Annotated in this window: 19 protein-coding genes and 2 pseudogenes; 11 read left to right on the forward strand and 10 right to left on the reverse strand. The window is 64.6% G+C overall.

Annotated features, from left to right (window positions below; genetic code table 11):
* Positions 1-181 precede the first annotated feature (181 nt).
* Together PVW46_RS15360 and PVW46_RS15365 are read left to right on the forward strand one after the other, a co-directional pair.
* The gene (locus tag PVW46_RS15360; RefSeq protein ID WP_274576502.1) at positions 182-454 is read left to right on the forward strand and encodes a glucose-6-phosphate isomerase; all 273 of its coding nucleotides are present in this window, start codon (positions 182-184) and stop codon (positions 452-454) included.
* Positions 455-725: 271 nt separating this feature from the next.
* Complete coding sequence (locus PVW46_RS15365; protein WP_274576504.1) at positions 726-1,256, forward strand: Hsp20/alpha crystallin family protein; 531 nt, start codon at positions 726-728, stop codon at positions 1,254-1,256.
* A 392-nt stretch (positions 1,257-1,648) separates the two neighbouring features.
* Here the strand turns inward: PVW46_RS15365 and PVW46_RS15370 are convergent, their stop codons facing one another.
* Together PVW46_RS15370 and PVW46_RS15375 are read right to left on the reverse strand one after the other, a co-directional pair.
* Complete coding sequence (locus PVW46_RS15370) at positions 1,649-1,849, reverse strand: hypothetical protein (RefSeq protein ID WP_274576543.1); 201 nt, start codon at positions 1,847-1,849, stop codon at positions 1,649-1,651.
* Between the two features lie 100 nt (positions 1,850-1,949).
* Positions 1,950-2,327, reverse strand: a pseudogene (locus PVW46_RS15375) (serine aminopeptidase domain-containing protein); the annotation flags it as partial.
* Positions 2,328-2,596: 269 nt separating this feature from the next.
* Here PVW46_RS15375 and PVW46_RS15380 point away from each other — a divergent pair.
* Positions 2,597-2,749, forward strand: coding sequence for a hypothetical protein (locus tag PVW46_RS15380; RefSeq protein ID WP_274576507.1), 153 nt, complete (start codon positions 2,597-2,599; stop codon positions 2,747-2,749).
* Between the two features lie 84 nt (positions 2,750-2,833).
* Here PVW46_RS15380 and PVW46_RS15385 read toward each other — a convergent pair whose 3' ends face one another.
* Positions 2,834-3,115, reverse strand: coding sequence for a hypothetical protein (locus PVW46_RS15385; RefSeq protein WP_274576510.1), 282 nt, complete (start codon positions 3,113-3,115; stop codon positions 2,834-2,836).
* Positions 3,116-3,469: 354 nt separating this feature from the next.
* Between PVW46_RS15385 and groL the strand changes: the two genes are divergently transcribed.
* The 4 genes from groL (at position 3,470) to PVW46_RS15405 (ending at position 8,977) form a co-directional block, all read left to right on the forward strand.
* Positions 3,470-5,095 carry a chaperonin GroEL gene (gene groL / locus PVW46_RS15390; RefSeq protein ID WP_274576512.1) on the forward strand — a complete coding sequence of 542 codons (1,626 nt, stop codon included), beginning with the start codon at positions 3,470-3,472 and terminating at the stop codon, positions 5,093-5,095.
* Positions 5,088-5,828 carry a helix-hairpin-helix domain-containing protein gene (locus PVW46_RS15395; RefSeq protein WP_274576514.1) on the forward strand — a complete coding sequence of 247 codons (741 nt, stop codon included), beginning with the start codon at positions 5,088-5,090 and terminating at the stop codon, positions 5,826-5,828. Before groL ends, PVW46_RS15395 begins: the two co-directional genes overlap by 8 nt.
* 3 nt (positions 5,829-5,831) lie before the next feature.
* Positions 5,832-6,011 (forward strand): hypothetical protein, encoded by a 180-nt coding sequence (locus PVW46_RS15400; RefSeq protein ID WP_274576516.1) that lies wholly within the window; start codon positions 5,832-5,834, stop codon positions 6,009-6,011.
* 254 nt (positions 6,012-6,265) lie between these two features.
* A complete protein-coding gene (locus tag PVW46_RS15405; protein ID WP_274576518.1) occupies positions 6,266-8,977 on the forward strand; it encodes a GAF and PAS domain-containing protein in 2,712 nt (903 codons plus the stop codon).
* 14 nt (positions 8,978-8,991) lie between these two features.
* Here the strand turns inward: PVW46_RS15405 and PVW46_RS15410 are convergent, their stop codons facing one another.
* Positions 8,992-9,849, reverse strand: coding sequence for a Crp/Fnr family transcriptional regulator (locus PVW46_RS15410; RefSeq protein ID WP_274576520.1), 858 nt, complete (start codon positions 9,847-9,849; stop codon positions 8,992-8,994).
* Between the two features lie 32 nt (positions 9,850-9,881).
* A complete protein-coding gene (locus PVW46_RS15415; RefSeq protein ID WP_274576523.1) occupies positions 9,882-10,337 on the reverse strand; it encodes a host attachment protein in 456 nt (151 codons plus the stop codon).
* Between the two features lie 232 nt (positions 10,338-10,569).
* Here PVW46_RS15415 and PVW46_RS15420 point away from each other — a divergent pair, with 232 nt between their 5' ends.
* Positions 10,570-11,361, forward strand: coding sequence for a Crp/Fnr family transcriptional regulator (locus tag PVW46_RS15420; RefSeq protein ID WP_274576526.1), 792 nt, complete (start codon positions 10,570-10,572; stop codon positions 11,359-11,361).
* A gap of 78 nt (positions 11,362-11,439) precedes the next feature.
* Here PVW46_RS15420 and PVW46_RS15425 read toward each other — a convergent pair whose 3' ends face one another.
* The 3 genes from PVW46_RS15425 to PVW46_RS15435 all read right to left on the reverse strand — a co-directional run bounded on the left by PVW46_RS15425 (position 11,440) and on the right by PVW46_RS15435 (position 13,468).
* Positions 11,440-12,087 carry a BON domain-containing protein gene (locus tag PVW46_RS15425; protein WP_274576529.1) on the reverse strand — a complete coding sequence of 216 codons (648 nt, stop codon included), beginning with the start codon at positions 12,085-12,087 and terminating at the stop codon, positions 11,440-11,442.
* A gap of 163 nt (positions 12,088-12,250) precedes the next feature.
* Positions 12,251-12,586 carry a hypothetical protein gene (locus PVW46_RS15430; RefSeq protein ID WP_274576532.1) on the reverse strand — a complete coding sequence of 112 codons (336 nt, stop codon included), beginning with the start codon at positions 12,584-12,586 and terminating at the stop codon, positions 12,251-12,253.
* A gap of 450 nt (positions 12,587-13,036) precedes the next feature.
* A complete protein-coding gene (locus PVW46_RS15435; RefSeq protein ID WP_274576534.1) occupies positions 13,037-13,468 on the reverse strand; it encodes a DUF3775 domain-containing protein in 432 nt (143 codons plus the stop codon).
* 40 nt (positions 13,469-13,508) lie between these two features.
* Here PVW46_RS15435 and PVW46_RS15440 point away from each other — a divergent pair, with 40 nt between their 5' ends.
* From PVW46_RS15440 to PVW46_RS15450, 3 genes are read left to right on the forward strand one after another with little or no spacing between them, the layout of a single operon-like run.
* Positions 13,509-14,249: a BON domain-containing protein gene (locus PVW46_RS15440; RefSeq protein WP_274576535.1), complete on the forward strand. Its 741-nt coding sequence runs from the start codon at positions 13,509-13,511 to the stop codon at positions 14,247-14,249.
* Positions 14,250-14,264: 15 nt separating this feature from the next.
* Positions 14,265-16,709 (forward strand): Lon protease family protein, encoded by a 2,445-nt coding sequence (locus tag PVW46_RS15445; RefSeq protein WP_274576538.1) that lies wholly within the window; start codon positions 14,265-14,267, stop codon positions 16,707-16,709.
* Positions 16,706-17,383 (forward strand): hypothetical protein, encoded by a 678-nt coding sequence (locus tag PVW46_RS15450; protein ID WP_274576540.1) that lies wholly within the window; start codon positions 16,706-16,708, stop codon positions 17,381-17,383. The genes PVW46_RS15445 and PVW46_RS15450 overlap by 4 nt, the downstream gene beginning before the upstream one ends.
* Positions 17,384-17,736: 353 nt before the next feature.
* On the opposite strand, the gene PVW46_RS15455 is transcribed toward PVW46_RS15450, so the two are convergent.
* Positions 17,737-18,327, reverse strand: coding sequence for a P-loop nucleotide/nucleoside kinase family protein (locus PVW46_RS15455; RefSeq protein ID WP_338020531.1), 591 nt, complete (start codon positions 18,325-18,327; stop codon positions 17,737-17,739).
* Positions 18,320-18,793, reverse strand: a pseudogene (locus PVW46_RS15460) (AAA family ATPase); the annotation flags it as partial. The pseudogene PVW46_RS15460 and the gene PVW46_RS15455, both read right to left, overlap by 8 nt.

The following is an 18,793-nucleotide window of genomic DNA, read 5'->3' on the forward strand; positions in this document are numbered from 1 at the left end:
CCTGCCTGTGATCGGCGTCGGCAAGCGCCTTGTCTTGATGCTCAGCCTTGGTGACTCGCGCATTCGGTCGGACGCGCGTTGTCGGGAGAACTGTTGAATGCGGTGGCAGACCATCACCTTTGACGCGCAGAACCGGGCCTGCGCCGACTGAACGCCCCCAAAGAAACGAACGGAGAAAGAAATGAAAGAACTTGGACTTGCCGCCCTGACCACGGTGTTTCTTGTCGCCGGGTGCGAGGATCTGACGAAAGAGCAGCGCACCATCGTCGGCCTGACCGGCGGTGCTGCCGCCGGGCTGATAACGGCCAAGGCACTGGATGCAGACGACGACTGGACGCTGATCGCGGCGCTCGCCGGGGCTGCAGCGGGGACCATCGTGGCGCAAAATAGCGCGACCGACCAATGCGCCTATGCCCGCGGCGACGGTACTTATTACGTCCGCCCCTGTCCGTGACGCAGACCGCACGATGCAGACCGATCCCGTGATCTCTGACCGCGACCTCGAACCCTCGCCGGCCGTCGATGCCCTGATCCGCAAGAGGGTCATGGCAGGGCCGTGTGTCCGGGCTTGAGACGACCAGGGTCGACCGCGGCTGGCCGCCTTTCGCGCCATTCACCGAAGCGGTTGATGGCCGTCAATGCAAGGAAGTCGCCCTGGTTCGAGACTGGAATCGTTCTGGTGAACGCACCGGGAAAACGTAGTTGCCACTTAGGGAGCTTGAAAGATGTCAAAGGACAAATCCAAAATTGAGGTCAGACAGGACAAACACGCCACGGCGCCTGCACAGGCCGAGGGATGGTCACCGCTGGTGTCGCTGCGGCATGAAATCGACCGTCTGTTCGACGACTTCGGCGCCGGTTCATGGCGGCACCCCCTGTCGCGGCGGATGCAAAGCATGTTCCCCGCCAGCGAAAGCTGGTTCATGTCGCCCGCCACCGAAGTCGTCGATTGCGACGGCGAATACCGCATCACGGCAGAGCTGCCCGGCATGACCGCCGACGACATCGAGATCAAGCTGAACGACGGCACGATCACCATCCGTGGCGAGAAGTCGGAGGAAAAGAAGGAAGAGAAGGAGGACTACCTTCTCAGCGAACGGCGCTACGGCTCCTTCCAGCGCAGCGTGCCCCTGCCCTCTGGCATAGATCCGGACAAGGTCGCCGCGAGCGTCGCCAACGGCGTGCTGACCGTGACCCTTCCAAAGAGCGAAGAGGCCAAGCAGAAGGAACGCAAGATCGAGGTCAAGGCAGCCTGAGACACCGGCTGTTCGTCACTGTGCCGCCAAGCGTGGCATGCTCTGGCTTCGACGGAGATCCAGCCCCAATCCTGGTCACCATCGGAGCCAACCTGATCCGAACGCCGGTCTCCCGGGGATCCTCGATGTCCCGTGCCACCGCATTCGCCAAAAGACGTGCCCGATCAGGCCGAGTCCCTGCGCTCCCACGGCGACGTTCTTGCAGCGATATGGAGGCCGGAAAGCGTCATTTGACCCAAGGCATCCCGACCCTGCAATGTCGGTCGTGCGGCGACGTCTCCATCGACACCCGCACGCCAGGGCTGCTTGCCCGGATTTGCCGCCTCGTTCGGCGGGCTTCGCCTCTCCGCTGAGAGCCCGTTGCGCGAAGGGCACTCCGTCGAGGGGCGCCTTCACGCGCCAGGGTTGCGCCGGACCGCGCCGGTTTCAGTCGTTCGGCGCCCCGCGACGCCCCCCCGGAACCACTCGGTTGTCAGCTGCATGACCTGGCGCATCGCGCCGGGTTCCTCGAACAGATGCGTCGCCCCGGGGACGATCTGCAGCATCTTCCGGCATCGCAATTCCGCAAGTGCCATCCGGTTGAGCGCGAGCACCAGGCTGTCCGCCCCCCCCCACGATCAACAGAGTCGGGCAACGCACCGCGCTCAGCGCCTTGCCCGCAAGATCGGGGCGGCCACCTCGCGAGACGACGGCCGCGACATCGTCAGGCCTTCGGGCCGCCGCCTCCAGCGCGGCGGCGGCGCCCGTGCTCGCGCCGAAAAGGCACAGCGGCAAGGACTCCAGATCGGCCCGCGCACGTGCCCAGCCGATCGCGCCCGCGACCCGTTGCCCGAGAAGCGGGATGTCAAAGACATTCGCCCTGTTCGCGGCCTCGGCTTCGGTCAGTAAATCGAAGAGAAAGGTCGCAAATCCCTCCGCCCGCAGCTCGGCCGCGACGGCACTGTTGCGAGGGCTCTTGCGGCTGCTGCCACTGCCATGAGCAAAAATGACCAGCCCGCGGGGCCGTTCGACCAAGTGCAGACTCCCCGGAAGAGGGCCGGTTGGACCTTCGAGAGGCAAGTCAACATCCATCCCGCCGAACTCCTATCAGTGGTTTCAGATGGCGCCGGATCACCGCAACCGCAGTAGAAACGCGCAACCAGTGGCAAGCGACAAGGGCCTTGCCGTTCTGGACATGTCTGCGGTTCATCGAATCCTTCCTGCGGCGCCAACCGGGCTCGGTTGAATTGTGAGGATCGTTCCCGGGCCGCTCAATGATCGCCATCAACGATCTCTGTTGACGCGGGACAATTCGGGGGCGCGGCCTCGCAGTTGGTGCCGACGCGGGAGACCCAGCCGTCATGCTGTCGTTGAGATCCGTGCTTGCTGCCGTCGTCCTGCTGGAAATCGGCAGCGGGTTGCAGGGCCTGCTCCTGCCCGTCCGTGCAGGACTGGCCGGGTTTTCGCCGATGGGCATCGGCCTGCTGGGCGGGCCTACTATCTCGGCTTCCTGACCAGCTGCGTCTGGTTTCCCGCGACGGTCCCGCGTCGGGCACAGTGGCCATCCTGGCGCATCCCCTGACACCGCCGGCCTCGTGTTATGCCCTGCGTGTGGTGCAGGGCTTGTGCTTTGCAAGTCTCTTCAGGGTATTCGAATGCTGGATGAACGGCGCGACCGACAGGCAACGGCGCGGGCGGATACTGGGGATCTTCATGGCCGCCACCTGGACCGGGCTGATCGTCGGCAAGGCGCTGTTCCCGGCTACGGCCTTCGGGGGCTTCCAGCCGTTTTCGCTCTCGGTCATACCGATCACGCTGACCCGCGTGGCGCCGCCCACGATCGCGGCCCGCACAACATCGGTCCGGCGCCTCTTGCGCATGGCTCCGCTGGGCGTTGCAGGCAGTTTCTGCACCGGGCTTACAAATGGTGCTCTGATCGGCCCGCCGTTGGCCGGACTGGTGGCGGACCGCTTCGGGCCAGTGAGCCTGTTCGCCTGGATCGGCGCGGTTCATGCCGGGTTGTTTGCAATCACCTCCGCAGCGCTGCTGCGCTGTGCCGGCAGAAGCGCGTTCCGCCTTCGCCGCCCATCCGCCTATCGGTCATGCAATGCAGGCCGCGGCAGAACTGCAGGCGACGGACACGCTCGGGGCGCCACCCGGTTGATGGCCGTCAATGCCAAGTCGACACAGGACGGCAATCCTTGCGCGGCAGGGCGCCACAACGAGGTCAGGTCATGGCATACAAGAAGCTGCTGTTTCATTCCGCCGCGCGGGAAAAGCTGCTGGCAGGCACCCAGGCGCTGGCCGATGCGGTGCGGGTCACGCTGGGTCCCCGGTCAAAATCGGTGCTGATACAGCGCAGCTACGGCGCGCCTCTGGTCTGCGACGACGGGGTGACCATCGCTAAGGAGTTCCGCCTTCAGGAGGCGGAGCAGGACATGGGCGCACAGCTGTTGCGGCAGGCCGCAGAGCGCACCGGCGAGGCCGTCGGGGACGGCACGACGACATCGACGATCCTGGCCGCGACACTGTTCGCGGAGGGGCTGCGGAACGTCGCGGCTGGCGCCTCGGGCGTGGATCTCAAGCACGGCTTCGAGGGCGGGCTTGCAGCCGCCGAAACGGCGCTGCGCGACCTGTCGAGGCCGGTCGAATCCGCGCATGAGAAACAGCAGGTCGCGACGATCTCGGCCCATGGCGACAAAATGGTCGGAGACCTTGTCTCCGAGGCGATGGAGAAAGTCGGCGACGAGGGCGCCATCATGGTCGAGGATTCGCGCACAACCGAAACGGTGCTGGACGTGGTCGAGGGGATGCAATTCGACCGCGGTTACATCTCTCCGTATTTCGTGACCGACACCGAGACGCTGACGGCACGGCTGGAAGACCCGGCAATCCTGTTGCACGAGAAGAAGCTCAGCGGGCTGAAGCCGCTGGTTCCGCTCCTGGAATCTGTCATGCAGGCCGGGCGGTCGCTGCTGATCGTGGCCGAGGATCTGGACGACGAGGCCCTGGCCACGCTGGTGGTCAACAAGTTGCGCGGCACGCTGAAGGTCGTTGCGGTCAAGGCGCCCGGTTTCGGCGACCGGCGGCGGGCCCTACTCGAGGACATCGGCGTGCTGACCGGCTGCCAGGTGGTCTCGCCTGACCTGGGGGTTGACCTTGAGACGCTGACGCTCGCCGATCTCGGGCAAGCTGCCTCGGTCCGGGTCGACCGCGACACGACCACCATCGTGGGCGGCGCCGGTGCGGCTGACGCAATCGCGGCCCGCGTGGGCCAGATCCGTCACCACATCGACGAGACGAGCAGCGACTACGACCGCGAGAAACTGCGCGAAAGGTTGGCGAAGCTGTCGGGCGGCGTCGCCGTCATTCGCGTTGGTGCCGCGACCGAGGCCGAGCTGAAATCCCGAAAGGAGGCGCTGGACGATGCGATCCACGCCACCAAGGCCGCCGTCGAGGAAGGCGTGGTGCCCGGCGGCGGCCTCGCCCTCGTCCGCGCGATCACGGCGGTCGAGGCGGCCGCCGCACAGCAGGAAGGCGACCGGCGGACAGGCATCCTCTGCCTGGCGCATGCGCTGGCCGCGCCCGCCCGGCAGATCGCCGAGAATTCCGCCATGGATGGCGGCGTGGTCCTGGCCGAGATGCGCAAGGGGAAGGGTGGCTGGGGCTTTGACGCGGCGCGCAATGTCTATGCCGACTTGCTGGAGTCGGGGATCATCGACCCCACCAAGGTGCTGCGCATCGCGTTGGAGAATGCCGTGTCGGTGGCGGGCACGCTGCTCTTGACCGAGGCGACGATGGCCGAGGTCAAGGAGGACGAGGACCGCCCGGCGCGCGGGGCGATGGACGCCTATGCCTGACCCGGACAGGCGCCCTGCCCCGGCCACCCTGGAGAACGCTCCGATTGCTGCGCGCCTGCGGGAATACGCGGACCTCCTGGAGACGCAGGGCGAGGACGGGTTCCGTGTGCGCGCCTACCACGACGCCGCGCACGAGATCGACGGGCTGACCCAATCGCTGGCGGAGGTCTTCCATGACGGCGGATTGGACGCGCTGATCCGCCTGCGCGGTATCGGGCGGGGTGTCGCCGCGACGATTGCCGAGATGCTGACGACCGGCTGCAGGAGCCAACTGGAGTGGCTGAGGGGCACGGCGACCCCGGAGGCGACCTTTCGCACCATCCCCGGCATCGGACCGGAACTGGCGCGGAGACTGGCCGAAACGCTGGAGGTCGAGACGCACGAGGAGCTTGAGACCGCTCTGCGTCTGGGCGACACGCAGGTGCCCGGGATCGGCGACCGGCGCCGTCAGGCGATCCTCTCCGCGCTTGGACAGCGGATGGCCGGGATGCGCCGCATTTCGCGCCCCGCCGGGCCGGAGACCGAACCGCCCGTTGCCCTGTTGCTCGAGGCAGACGCGCTCTATCGCACAAGGGCCGCCGCCGGAGACCTGCGGACCATCGCGCCGCGCCGCTTCAACCCGACCGGCGAAGCCTGGCTGCCGATCCTGCATGCTCGACGTGGCAGTTGGCACCTGACACTGATGTTCTCGAATACCGCGCGGGCGCATGAGCTGGACCGGACCCACGACTAGGTGTTGATCTACTTTCACCAGGACGACGCGCCCGAGGGACGCCGGACCGTGGTCACGGAACGGCGCGGCCCGCTGGTTGGCAAACGGGTTATGCGCGGACGAGAGGATGACTGCACAGCCTACTACGAGGCCCGAAAAGCCTCGCCGCACGGGCTGGAAGGCACCGCGCCCTGGGTCACATGAAAGTGGCAGCGAAAATGTTGCCGGCTCGTGAGGGTCAATGCATGCCTCTCCGCGCAGATGAAAGGTGACCACACGCGCGTTCGCAAGAGCGATGGATGACCAGACACGCGCCGGGTGGCATCGGCTCCACCGCCTTGCGGCCGCGCGGCAGATTGCCGTTGACAACAAGGAACCTCGGCGTGTGGAAAATTTGCAAGGTGCCGCGGTGTCACCCGATCGCGCACTGTAACGCCGCCAAAGGAGCATCACGGCCAATGCAAGGGCTTGCCGACTTGCAGGATATCCTGTCCGATCTCGCCGGAGTCGACTGGTCATCTACGGCGACAGGACCAGTTGAAACATGGGATGTCCGGTTGCGCACGACCGTGGGCATTGTCCTGCGCCAGACGGCGCCAGCCTGCTTCTTGTGGGGCGCCTCTGGCACGATGATCTTCAACGCGGCCTGGCGGCGGGCGCTTGGCCCGTTGCAGGCCCAGGGCCTCGGGCAGTCACTGGTCGCGCACCAACCAAGCCTTCGGTCGGCCTATGACCGGGTGCTCTCGTCCGGCGCGCCAGAGGACTGCCGCGCAATGGCGGATGTCCTGCTGCCGATGACATGGCGCCTGCTGACCGACGGGCATGGTGCGACCCTGTCCTGCATCGCCATGCCCGGCGAAGACGGCCTGGTGCAGGGCGTGCTTGTCCAGTGCGACCTGGAACAGGCCCACCACCCGGAGCGAACAGCCGAACGGCATGAGCGAAACGGTTTCCGGTTGCTCCTGAGCGATGCGCTCCGCCGTCTCGACGATCCCGAGGAAATCCGGACGGTCGGCGCGCGGTGGCTGGGCGAAATAGTGAACGCGGACTGGGCGAGCTTTTCGGACGTCGACCTCAATGCTGGCGTGACCCGGCAACGCTGCGAATACAAGCGCGGCGAGGCATCGTCCCGGCAACCGGCCACGCATCACCTAGGCGAACCGGGGGCCGCGCTGAAACAGTTGATGAACGGTATGCCCCTGGTGATCCCGGACGTCCGGGCCGACCATGGATCGCCACCCGATGAGGTGGCCGCCGAGGTCCTGCGCTATGCCGTCACGTCCTTTCGCGCGCAGCTGACCGTGCCGGTCCTGCGCGAGGACTGTCTTGTTGCCGTGATGACGGTTCGCTTTGATGCGCCCCATGCCTGGAGCGTCGATAAAATCGCCCTCGCCCACGAGGCGGCGGTCAGCATCTGGGAAGCGATCGAGCGGGCACGCGCCGCCGAAGCGCTGCGCCTGAACGAGGCTCGGCACCGGGCGCTGTTCGAGTCGATCGACGAGGGCGTGTGCCTGTTCGAACGCCTGCCGCTGCGCTCGGACGGGCTGCGCGATTACCGCTACATCAACATGAACCCGGCTATGCAGGCCATGTTCGGCATTCCAGATCTGAGCGGGCAGTCGATCCGCGACAACTTTCCCGAAGAGGTCGAGGACTGGTACGACGATTACGACCGGGTGCTGGAAACCGGAGTTCCCCTCCGGTTGGTCCGAGAATCCAAGCCGCAGGGCATGGTGCTGGAGATGTTCGTGACCCGCGTGGAGGAGCGCGAGGACGAGGGCGGGCAGATGCTGCTGGCCGTGATGAAGGATGTCACGATCCGTGTCCGCGCCGAAAGGGCTCTTCGGGACAGCGAGGCCCGCAAGGCCTTTCTGCTCAAACTCGCCGACACGGTACGGCCGATGTCGGACACTGTCGCGATCGAGGGCGAATGCTGCCGCCTGCTGGCGGAGTTTCTGGATACAGACCGCGCCTATTACGTCGAGATCGACGAACCCGCTGGCGTTGCGCGGGTTGCGCGGGATTACGTCCGTCACGGCGCTCCGTCGTTGGTCGGCGCGCATGATCTGGCCGATTTCGGGTGGTCGCTCGCCATCCTGCGGCGCGGTGAGTGCCACGTTGTTTCCGACACCCGGACCTCGCCCCTGATTCCCGACGTGGACCGCGAAGCCTCGACTGCCCTGGACATCATTGCCTCCGTCGGCGTGCCGTTGATGAAGTCCGGCAGGCTGTTCGGCGCGCTCTGCGTCACGGCGGCCACGCCGCGCGACTGGACCGACCTGCAGGTCGGGGTCCTGCAGGAGGTGGCCGAACGCCTGTGGGCGGACGTCGAGCGCGCCCGCGCCGAATCCGCCCTGCGCGAGAGTGAAACACGCCTGCGCAACGTGCTGGACGGCATGGGCGAGGCCTTTGGCCTTATGGATCACGACTTCCGGATCCTCACCCAGAACCGCGCGGCGCTGGAGTTGGACGCTCGCCCGCTGGAGGAAATCCGGGGGCGGCCCTTCTGGGAGGTTTATCCCGGCACCGAGGACAGCGAGATCGGTCGGCTCTACAAGCACGCGCTGGCCGAACAGCGGCCGGTGTCACTGGAACATTGCTACACGTTCCCGGGTGGCGGCACCAACTGGCTGGACATGCGGGCCTACCCTGTGCCCGAGGGGCTTGCCGTCTTCTGGCGCGACATCACGAAACGCAAGGAGGACGAAGAGGCGCTGCGCCAGTCCGAACGCTGGCGGCGGGTGGCGCAGAAAGCCGCCGGCGTGGCGACCTTCGATTGGGAGATCGGCAATCGCTCGGTGACATGGAGCCCCGAGGCCCTTGGCATGCTGGGCCTGCGCGGCGGTGCCATTGGCGGCACCTACGAGGACTGGATCGCCATGATCCATCCCGACGACCTGCCGCACGCGACGGAACAGATCGAATGGGCGCTTGAGGATGGCGAGTTGGAAGGCGAATGGCGCATCCAGCGGCCCGATGGCAGCGTGATCTTCGTCCTTGTCCGCGGCGTCGTGGAGCATGACGCGCAGGGCCAGCCGATCCGGCTGACTGGCGCGCAAGTCGACGTGACGGACAGAGTACGGTCCGACGAAGCCATACGCCTCCGGATGGACTATCTCAGCGCCCAGATCGAAGATCTGCGAAAGCGACTTGGCGGGTACGACTCCTGACCTCTCCTGCCCGTTCAATTCCTTAGGCTGACCGACCCGGAGACCGGTTTCGGGACGAGGCTGTCGCTGCCCCGTTTGCCCGCCGGCACCCTTGGTTTGTCGGCCCGATTTTGGGCGCTGCTTACCAACATTGCAGGATAATCATCGGGGAGGTCCAGCCCGGCGAGACGCGCCAGAACGCCTAAATCGCGAATTCTGAAGCAGCCGTCTCCAAGCGATTCGACCATGTCCTTTTCGGAGAGATAGGTCACGGTCCGCGAGATCGTTTCGACCGTCGTGTTGCAGAAATCCGCCCAATCACGCCGCGAGACCCGTACCTTCAGGATGAGACTGCCGTCAGGCTGCGGGTCCGTCGGCATGAACTCGGTCGCCATGACCATGAAGGCCAGGATGCGCTCGCGGCTGTTCAGTGCGCCCCGCCTCCAGATCATCTCGAGCTGGCGCGTGTGCTGTTTGATGGCTTCCCGGATGAAGTGAGCATTCAGGTCTGGGTCTTCGCGCATGGCAAGGCGCAGGGCCGCCGTGTCGAGGGTGCAGATCTCGGCATCGGTGGCAGAGACGAGAGCCGGACCACCAACCGCCCCCATCACGTCCCCCACCAAATCCCCCGGCGCGAAGAATCCCATGATGCTGCGTCGCCCGTCCGCAAGGATCCGTTCGGCGCGAAGATAGCCTGTGCGCAGGATGCCAGAGAATTGCGGATTCTCGTTTTCCTCCACAAGAGTGGTCTGCGTCGTGACCGCGCGAAGCCTTGGCCCGGATCGCTTTCGGGAGAGCTCGGAATACGCGCGAATGCCTTTACAGAGGCTAAGGCCGCCCAATTGGCAGCGATTGCAAAGTTCATTTCTTGAGATTGTCCCGGATCGGGTCATCGACCTCTCCTCCCTTTGGCATATCGGCAAGGTCAGGCATTGCTCTGGATTTGCTCCAGAACGCGCTCGCGCAGCTCGCGTTCGGGCAACGAGATCAGGTTCAGCGGACGATCCAGGCAAACGGCCGCCCAGAGCGTGGCAGGACACTCTGTGCGCAGGATGCCAAGCATTTTCGGTTCGGCGAAGACTGCAAGCCGCGCAAAATCCCCCGCCCGTCGGTGGCGTTCGAGGAACTCGGCGGTGTCGACCGCGAATTCCTGCATGTCCCGATGTATCGGATCGGCCCCCAATTCCATCGCCGACCGTCGACCGCTGCCGTCTGATGAGAAACTGCGGCCAGCCTTGTCGGCCATGATGTCACGCAGATGGGTGGATTTGGCGCGGCTGACCAGTTCGACCGGCTCTTCGCCATCGGCACCTTCGACGCCGCGCAACACCCGCGCCCGAACGGAATCCATGATCAGGGCCCAGGTTCTCGATCGGCTCATGTCTTCTCCCCCCTTTGGACAGTCTCCCTGGATGCAGGAAATCACCGGACGGCGCGGTCGTCATTGACAGTTGTCATTGGCATATTGGATTGTCAGGATGTGATGACCAGTCGCGGCAGGGGGCCATTTCGGCTGGTCGATGGTGTGTTCATCGTATTCTTTCATATCGGCAATCCGTGTTTCCGAACGGCCCTCCGGACAAGAGCACAACTCACGATTGGAGGCCTTGACCATGCAGCGAAGTCTCAAGGGGGGCAGCCGGTCTCCCGGTCAGACCTGTGCCCTCAGCGACCTTTCAGACCTGAACACCTTGCCCGAGGACGTACGGGAGGCGCTGAAGGCGATTTGCCGACAAAAATCCTACGAGGCAGGCCAAACCATCGCCGAGGCTGACCGGCCTTCCGACTTCATCGGGATTGTCCGCGACGGCATTCTCAGAATGGAAAAGACCCTTTCCGATGGCCGTCGGCACCTCGTCGGATTGCTGGTCGAAGGCGACATCTTTGGTCACGTTTTCGATGGCGAGATGCATTTCAACGTGGAGGCCGCCACTTCGGTTGAACTCTTTACCTTTCGCCGCGGCCCGTTCGAGGAGATCCTGCTGCGCTCGCCGGACCTGGACCGCCTGTTGCTGCTCAACCTCCTGAACGAACTCGACCGGGCGCGGGACTGGATGATCATCCTGGCGAACCCCAAGGTTCGGGGAAGGTTGGCCGGGTTCCTCCTTCTGCTCTGCACGCGGTTCCAGAACGTCGATCATGTGACCTCGATCGCGGGCGATGCAATCCGCCTCCGGATTCCCCTGAGCCGGCGGGATCTCGCTAACCTGCTGGGCACTCGGTTGGAATCCGTCAGCCGTGCCTTTCACGCGCTCGCGAATGACGGCCTGATCGACATCCTTCAGCCCCGCGTGGTGGAGATCAGGGATCTCGAGGCCCTTGCCGATGAAGCCGGCGGATCGGAACTGGGCGACCCGGCCTCTCTGCATCAGCTGATGTTGGCCATTCAGAAGCCGACCGACTGAAGCGCACGGCGCCTGACGGCGGAACAGAGGCAGTCGGCAAGGCGCGCTACAGGGCAAACGCGCCTTCCTGTGTCCGCATCACAGCACGGTAAGGTGATCGATCACCTGGGATACACCCGGTGCGGCCCAGGCCGCTCGTTCTGCTGACTTGCGTTCACCCAGGTAACGGACCTTGCCCTCGAGCGTGACGATGCCGTCCCGTACCTCGACATGAATGGCCGAAGCATCCAGTTCCGCATCCCGCAAGAGCGCCTTCTTGATCCGTTCAGAGACATCCGTCGCCTTTACCGCAGGCTTGACCTTGATGAAGTTGCTGACGCCCTTGACGCCGGCAAGGCTGTGCACGGCCTTTGCCGCGGTCTCCGCCTGGTACCTCCACGACACCTCTCCCTCCAACGTCACCCAGCCCTTGTTTACCGTGATGTGCAGAGAATCTTCCGGAACAGAGGTGTTCCACTTGAACGAATTCACGATCCGCTTGGCGATCTCGTTATCGGCCGTCGCGTTCGCGCCAATGGGGCGGACCTCGATCTCATCGGCGATGGCCCGCACGCCCTTGACGGTCTCCACGATCTCTATGGCGGTCACCTTTTCGGTGTAGGTCTCGACGTGGCCCGTCAAGGTCACGACGCCACCGTCCACGGCAACGCCGATCTCGGCGGAATCAATGCTTGGCTCGAAATCCAGTTCGTCGATGATGTCCTGTCTCAACTCACTGTCGGTCATGGCTTCCTCCGAATTGCATACCAACGGCTTGATGATAGAGGCACGACCTTTTCCGGCATTGACGGTGCGCAATCCCTACTACACAGGCGCCAGATCGGTGCAGCAGAGCTTTGAGAGGTGCTGCGGGAAGACCCCGGACAACGGATCAAGCAAGCTATCCTGGTCAACGGCCCAATTTGCCGCAAAGTCTGGCGCGCATCCTCCACGCCAATTCGCGAAACTGGAGGCTCTGGTCAGACATTTCACCGTCATGAAGACAGGCCGAAATCCGGTACGTAGACATCCCGAAGTATCTGGCAATCTCATCGTCGTTCAGGCCGAGATCGCGCAACACTTCGAGGGTCAGGTCGGGCTGCATACCAAGCGGATTGTCGGCGTCGCACCCGCAACAGCGCAATTCATCCCGCTGGTTCGTGACAAAACCCCAAGGCATGCTCTCGGGTGCCAGGTCGGCTTCGTCACCCGCGTCGATCGTCCGGTCATCCTTGGCTCCCGCCATCGCGTGGCACTCCTCGAAAACAGCGTCAAGGCCGGAGTATCGTTTTGTGAGGATCCGGAACATTGTCCTCTGTCAATGCAAACGGTTTCCAGTGCGGCCTAGGGGAAACAACACGGCGGACAAGCGAGGCCTACACGATGCCGGGGGCCGTCCCGGACAACCGCAAAATCGCCTGGCCTGAAATAAAAAAAATGCCAAAAATCGTTGGAGGAGGTGGCGCAGGGCTGTCGGCACGCGCTCTACAACCAAGGTCTCCCCAGGTGCGCTCGCCCGTTACCGAACAGCCCCCGACCGGCGGGACTCGACGCTTGCCCGGTCCGTCGTTCCGCGATCCAACGCCCTGAGGCCTCTTCCCTGCGGTCCTTCTCCGTTTGGCTCCTCCCGCCGATAGGGCAGGAGTATCAGCGTCCCGGCAGGCTTTCATTGATGGCAGTCAATAGCGGAAGCGGCCTATTCAGACGCGCAATCCAGACCAAGCTGCTCCAATCCACAGAGCAGCAGATCAGCCAGAAGCGGCGTGCCCAGCAGGTAATCCGCCGTGTGGGCGGTATGCTCCTGTTCCGCCAAGGCCCGCACCTCCGACCAATCTCCCTCAGCCCGTCCCAGCCACATCAGCGCCACCAGATCGGTCTGGGCCTCTTCGTCCAGATCGTCGATCAGGGTTCTGAGTTCTTGTTCGACCGGGTCGTTCCCACGGTCCTCCAGAAGGTCGGCCTCGGGGTTGGCGTCATCTGTGGTATCCTCGGCAGCGGTACTGGCGGTCTTGCCCATCAGGTCATGCGCCAGTTCGACGATGAAGCATACCGTGCGCTGCGGCACGCGAAGGTCCGGGACGTCGTCCAGCGCGTCGCTCTCTGCCAGCCGGCCTGTCAAGTTTTCCATGTTCTCGGTTCCTGTCTGCATGGGGCTCAGCATCTGCCACATGCCCGACCATGCATTGATGGCGGTCAACGCCGTCGCCGCCCGCAACGCGCTACGATCATTGTTGATTGTCGATACAGGTGAGGCTGCGATGGACGACAGGCAATTGCGGAAGGACGTCATCGAAGCCCTCGATTTCGGGCCAGCCATCGACTCGGCAGATATCGGCGTCGCCGTCGAAGGCGGCGTCATTGCCCTGACCGGGCATGTTCAGACATACGCGGAGAAGGAAACGGCCATCGACCTCGTCGACGGTGTCAAAGGTGCACGCGCAATCGCCGACGAGATCGAGGTACGGCCGGTGGGCGTGCACATCACCGCCGACGACGAGATCGCGGAACGTATAGTCGACACGCTCAAATGGAACACCTCTATCCCCGAGTCCCGGATTCACCCGCGGATCACGAAGGGTTGGGTGACGCTGGAAGGCGACGTCGCGTGGCGCTACCAGGCTTCGGCGGCGCAAAAGGCCGTGCGCCGACTGATCGGCGTGAGGGGTGTAAACAACCACATAAAGATCAAACCTGAGGTTGACCCCAGAGACGTTGCGAACCTGATCCGACAGGCCTTTTTGCGGGACGCCGAGCAGGATGCATCGGCCATCCGCGTTGTCGCAATCGACGGGTCCGTGACGTTCGAGGGTCGCGTCCGGACCATCCGCGAAAGACGCACCGCCGAGCGGGCTGCCTGGTCGGCGCCCGGGGTTCAAAAGGTGATCGACCAGCTGGAAGTCACGCCATGAGACGGAGCCGGTACCTTGGGTAACACTGACAGTTCGGTCGCCGCGCTGGACCCCGCCGAACTGCGGACCAGGATCGATCCTGACAGCCTGGGTTTCGAAACGACCGCAGAAGTGGAGACCTTCGACGCCTTCCTTGGTCAGGACCGCGCCACCGCCGCGATCGACCTTGCAGCCGGGATGCAGCACCACGGGTTCAATCTTTTCGTGCTCGGGGAGTTGGGAACCGGCCGCCATTTCGCCGTGCACAAGCAGCTTTCGAAACACGCGGAAGGCCGTCCCGTTCCTGACGATTGGGTATACGTCAACAATTTCGAAGACCCGCAAGCGCCGCGCTGTCTGCGCCTGCCGCCCGGGACGGCCATCCATCTTGCCGAGGCAATGGCGGAATTCGTCAACGACCTGGCCACGGAGATACCGGCGTCCTTCGAGGCCGATGAATATCAGTCCCGGCGGCGCGCGATCGAAGCGGACTACTCCGATCGGCAGGACGCCGCGATGGCGGCTTTCGCGGAGCGGGCCCACGAGGAGAACATCGCCCTGGTGCGCACGCCCATGGGCTACATGCTCGCGGCAGCCCGTGACGGCAAGGTCCTGAACCCGGACGAATTCGAAGCGTTGGAAAAGACCGAGCAACAGTCGATCAACGAAAAGATCGGCCGGCTTCAGGAAGACCTTGCCCAGGTCCTGCGCAACGCCCCGAAGCTGGACCGCGAGAGCCGCCGCGAGATCGAAAAGCTCAATGCAGAGACCGCCGAGCATGTGGTCTCTGCCCGCATGGAGGAATTGCAAGAGGGCCTGCCCAAGCGCGCCGGCCTCGCTGAATACCTCGTGGACGTTCAGAAGGACGTGATCGCAAATGCCGAACTCTTCCTTGAGGCCGCGACGGAACAGGACAACGGGCCGTTTCCGCAAGCGGTCCGGAAATACCACGAAGACTCGGCCTTCGACCGTTACGCGATAAACGTCATGGTCAGCAGCGAAGGCACCGGCGGCGCGCCCGTCATTCGCGAGGATCAGCCAACGCTGGACCAGTTGACCGGCCGGGTCGAGCACATTGCCGAGTTGGGCGCCCTGCTGACCAATTTCACGATGATCCGTCCCGGCGCGCTGCACCGTGCCAACGGCGGCTACCTGGTCATGGATGCGCAGCAGGTTCTGAGCGATCCTTTCGCCTGGGAAGCCCTGAAGCGATGCCTGAAGAGCCGGGAAATCTCGATCTCGTCGCTGGCGGAACGGTTGAGTCTCGCCTCGACCACCTCGCTGGAACCGGACCCGATCCCGCTCGACGTGCGTGTTGTCCTCGTCGGGGACCGAATGCTGCATGCGCTTCTTACCTATCTCGACCCCGAGTTCCCGGAATTGTTCAAGCTGCAGGCCGACTTCGAAACCTCGATGAGCCGGACCAGCGAGTCCACCGCGCTCTATGGCCGCCTGATCGGCACGCTGGCGCGGCGCGAGGGGCTCTGCGCGCTCAGTGCCGGCGCGGTGACTTCGCTGCTGGAAGAAGCGCTGCGCCTGTCCGCGGACCGACGCAAGTTTTCCCTGCGCATCGGGGCTCTGACCGACATCCTGCACGAGGGCGCGCATTACGCCGGATTGGCGGGACACGACCGGATCGAAAGCGCCGACGTGACCCGTGCCATTGTCGAGCGTGACAGGCGGGCCTCGCGGATCCGGGATCGGTTCCAGGAGGCGGTCGAGCGGCGCACCATCCTGATCGACACCGACGGCTCCAGGACCGGCCAGGTCAATGGCTTGTCGGTGATCGGGTTGGGCGACTACAGTTTCGGCTACCCGTCCCGCATCACCGCACGGGTGCGCCTGGGCGGCGGCAAGTTGATCGACATCGAGCGCGAGGTTGAGCTTGGCGGGCCGCTGCACTCCAAGGGCGTGATGATCCTGGCCGGCTACCTTTCGGGAACATTCGCCCTCGACCTGCCCTTCTCGCTGCATGCCAGCCTGGTTTTCGAACAGAGCTATGGCGGCATCGAAGGAGACAGCGCATCCTCGGCCGAGCTTTATGCGCTCCTCTCGGCCCTGGCGGACCTGCCGATCGACCAGGGCCTTGCGGTGACCGGATCGGTGAACCAGTTCGGCGAGATCCAGGCCATCGGCGGCGTCAACGAAAAGATCGAGGGCTTCTTCGAAACCTGCAGGCGGCGTGGCCTGACGGGTCGGCAGGGCGTCCTGATCCCGGCGTCGAATGTCGATAACCTGATGCTGCGCGAAGAGGTCGCCGATGCTGCCCGGAACGGCGTCTTCCGGGTGATCCCGGTGCAGCGGATCGACGAAGGCATTGCCCTGCTGACCGGTCGCGAGGCCGGCGTCCGCGGCGCCGGAGGCGCATTTCCGGAAACATCCGTCAACGGCCTTGTCGAGGCCACGTTGCGGGCCTTCGCGACCCAGCGACGCGCCTTCGGACAACGGAATGCCGGGGACGGCTCGGGGCCTCCGGCATGAGCCCCGCGGATCGTTCGCAGCGCCGGCTGCTGATCGGCGCCGAAAGCTTCGCCGATGCCCGCGCCGCGCTGGAGATCGCCGATCACCTGGCCGGGTCGCTTGCCACGAAACTCACCGGGTTTCTGGCCGAAAACCCCTTCGCTCTCGATCTCGTCCGGCGCGAAGGCCAGCGCCTTGTCACCGAAAGCGGGCAGATCAGGGACGCCCCTTCGCTTGAACGCATGCAAACCATGTTCGAGAGCGAACAAAAGGCGTTTGGCCGCTCTCTGGCGCGCATTTCCGAACGCCACAAGCTCACATGGTCGATGGAGCGTCAGAGCGGCGAGTTGGTCCCTGCCCTTTGCCACGCGGCACTTGGCGCCGACCTGCTTGTCCTCGGCCAGCGGTACCGTCCGGCGCAAAGGGATCCCGTCGTGCTTGTCCTGTCACCCACGGCATCGGCGAGCGAGGCCACGCAGATCGGCGAGGAACTGGCTCGCCATTTCCGGACCGGTCTCACCGACACCGGCGCGGACGAGGAAGACCTCCCCGGCCAGATCAGCCGGGCCCGCGCCCGGGCCGTCATCGTCGATCTTGCGGAAGGGCCGGTGCAGACGATGGACGGTCTTCGTGAGGTCGTGATCGCCGCGCGCTGTCCGGTGCTGGTATTGGGGGCTGCGGCAGGACGAGACTGAATACGGGCGGCAGCACGTTTGGGGTTGCACGTCGGCCCAGGCCGGGTCCCAGGCTGCACTGAATGCCATAGTGACGCAATAGGCCCGGCGGCTTTTCCTGGTCACCGCCGGGCCACGCGTCATAAAAACTTTGCGTCATACAAGCCGCTACACCCCGACCGGATCCAATCCCCAAGTCTTTCCGGGCATTCAGACGGGGTTCCGGCGCACCTCTCTGACGGAGTTTTGCCCCAGACAGAACCATTGCCCCACCTCGCTGCGTCCTGGAACGCAACTCCCGAAACTACGGCCAATCCGCTCATCCGTCAGTCATGCCAGTATGTGGCACTGGGCGGCCTGGTCATTGACAGCCATCAATGTTGCACGAATTCCGTCGTGTCCCCGACCATCGCCTCGCGGCGTATGCTACCCCCGTCGGTTCGGCCAAGCGCAAGGACCAAAGCGTCGCAAACAGTGTTCCTGATTGCCGGGGGCGTTATGGAGGCATCGATCCTCCGCCACGAATTCTTGCCCGTATCCGCGGAGAGTTGGGTTTTCAGGACCGTCACGTCAGCGTCCGACGCGTCTCCCGTCCTGCACTTGAGCCGTCCCTCCAGGATGTCCGCCGCCGCGTCGAACCAGACGCCAAGGAACGGAACATACGCCTGCGCTGCCACCGCCTCGGCCCTGGTCCGCATGTTCGGGTCAAGGAACGTTGCGTCAAGGATTACCGAGTGCCCGGCCCCAAGGATCGCCTCGGCACGGTCGAACATGGACTCGTAGACTGCCTCCTGCCGTTCCGGAGCGTAGGCCGCCGGATCCAGCCGTTTGGCAGAGCCAAGCCCCGCCTTTCGTTTGAGATCCGAAGAGATCAGAACCGCGCCAGGCAGCGCCCCGGACCCCGGCGCCAGCGCCCGCGCGAGAACGCTCTTGCGAGTGCCGGAATAGCCGCCAACGGCCAGCAGGACGGGCGGCGTTGATCGCTGCCTCGTTCAACAGGTTCTTCAGGTAAGCGCCGGAAAATCCCGGCGTGCCGTCGGCGATGGTGTCGATGTCCGATGGATTGTTCAGAGGCAACGCCCTGGCGTGGATCCGAAGGATCGCCCGACGGGCCTGACGATCGGGCAGGGTCAGTTCCACATGCCGGTCGAACCGCCCGGGACGCAGCAACGCCGGGTCCAGCACGTCCGGCCGGTTCGTGGCAGCAAGCACGACGACCGCCTCCTTGCTCTCGAAGCCGTCGAGTTCCGCGAGGATCTGGTTCAGCGTCTGTTCGCGCTCGTCATGCCCGCCACCGAGGCCGGTGCCGCGCGTGCGTCCGATGCTGTCCAGCTCGTCGATGAAGATCACCGCCGGGGCGGCCTTGCGCGCGGCTTCGAACATCTTGCGCACGCGCCCTGCCCCGACGCCGACGCCGACGCCGACGCCGAC

Origin of the sequence: Mameliella sp. AT18, from assembly GCF_028807275.1 — a bacterium.
Classification (GTDB): Bacteria; Pseudomonadota; Alphaproteobacteria; order Rhodobacterales; family Rhodobacteraceae; genus Antarctobacter; species Antarctobacter albus.

Coding starts and splice junctions, on each gene's coding strand:
- PVW46_RS15360 (WP_274576502.1), top strand. CDS start 182: ATGAAAGAACTTGGACTTGCCGCCCTGACCACGGTGTTTCTTGTCGCC.
- PVW46_RS15365 (WP_274576504.1), top strand. CDS start 726: ATGTCAAAGGACAAATCCAAAATTGAGGTCAGACAGGACAAACACGCC.
- PVW46_RS15380 (WP_274576507.1), top strand. CDS start 2,597: ATGCTGTCGTTGAGATCCGTGCTTGCTGCCGTCGTCCTGCTGGAAATC.
- PVW46_RS15385 (WP_274576510.1), bottom strand. CDS start 3,115: ATGCGCAAGAGGCGCCGGACCGATGTTGTGCGGGCCGCGATCGTGGGC.
- groL (WP_274576512.1), top strand. CDS start 3,470: ATGGCATACAAGAAGCTGCTGTTTCATTCCGCCGCGCGGGAAAAGCTG.
- PVW46_RS15395 (WP_274576514.1), top strand. CDS start 5,088: ATGCCTGACCCGGACAGGCGCCCTGCCCCGGCCACCCTGGAGAACGCT.
- PVW46_RS15405 (WP_274576518.1), top strand. CDS start 6,266: ATGCAAGGGCTTGCCGACTTGCAGGATATCCTGTCCGATCTCGCCGGA.
- PVW46_RS15410 (WP_274576520.1), bottom strand. CDS start 9,849: ATGACCCGATCCGGGACAATCTCAAGAAATGAACTTTGCAATCGCTGC.
- PVW46_RS15415 (WP_274576523.1), bottom strand. CDS start 10,337: ATGAGCCGATCGAGAACCTGGGCCCTGATCATGGATTCCGTTCGGGCG.
- PVW46_RS15420 (WP_274576526.1), top strand. CDS start 10,570: ATGCAGCGAAGTCTCAAGGGGGGCAGCCGGTCTCCCGGTCAGACCTGT.
- PVW46_RS15425 (WP_274576529.1), bottom strand. CDS start 12,087: ATGACCGACAGTGAGTTGAGACAGGACATCATCGACGAACTGGATTTC.
- PVW46_RS15430 (WP_274576532.1), bottom strand. CDS start 12,586: ATGGCGGGAGCCAAGGATGACCGGACGATCGACGCGGGTGACGAAGCC.
- PVW46_RS15435 (WP_274576534.1), bottom strand. CDS start 13,468: ATGGAAAACTTGACAGGCCGGCTGGCAGAGAGCGACGCGCTGGACGAC.
- PVW46_RS15440 (WP_274576535.1), top strand. CDS start 13,509: ATGCCCGACCATGCATTGATGGCGGTCAACGCCGTCGCCGCCCGCAAC.
- PVW46_RS15450 (WP_274576540.1), top strand. CDS start 16,706: ATGAGCCCCGCGGATCGTTCGCAGCGCCGGCTGCTGATCGGCGCCGAA.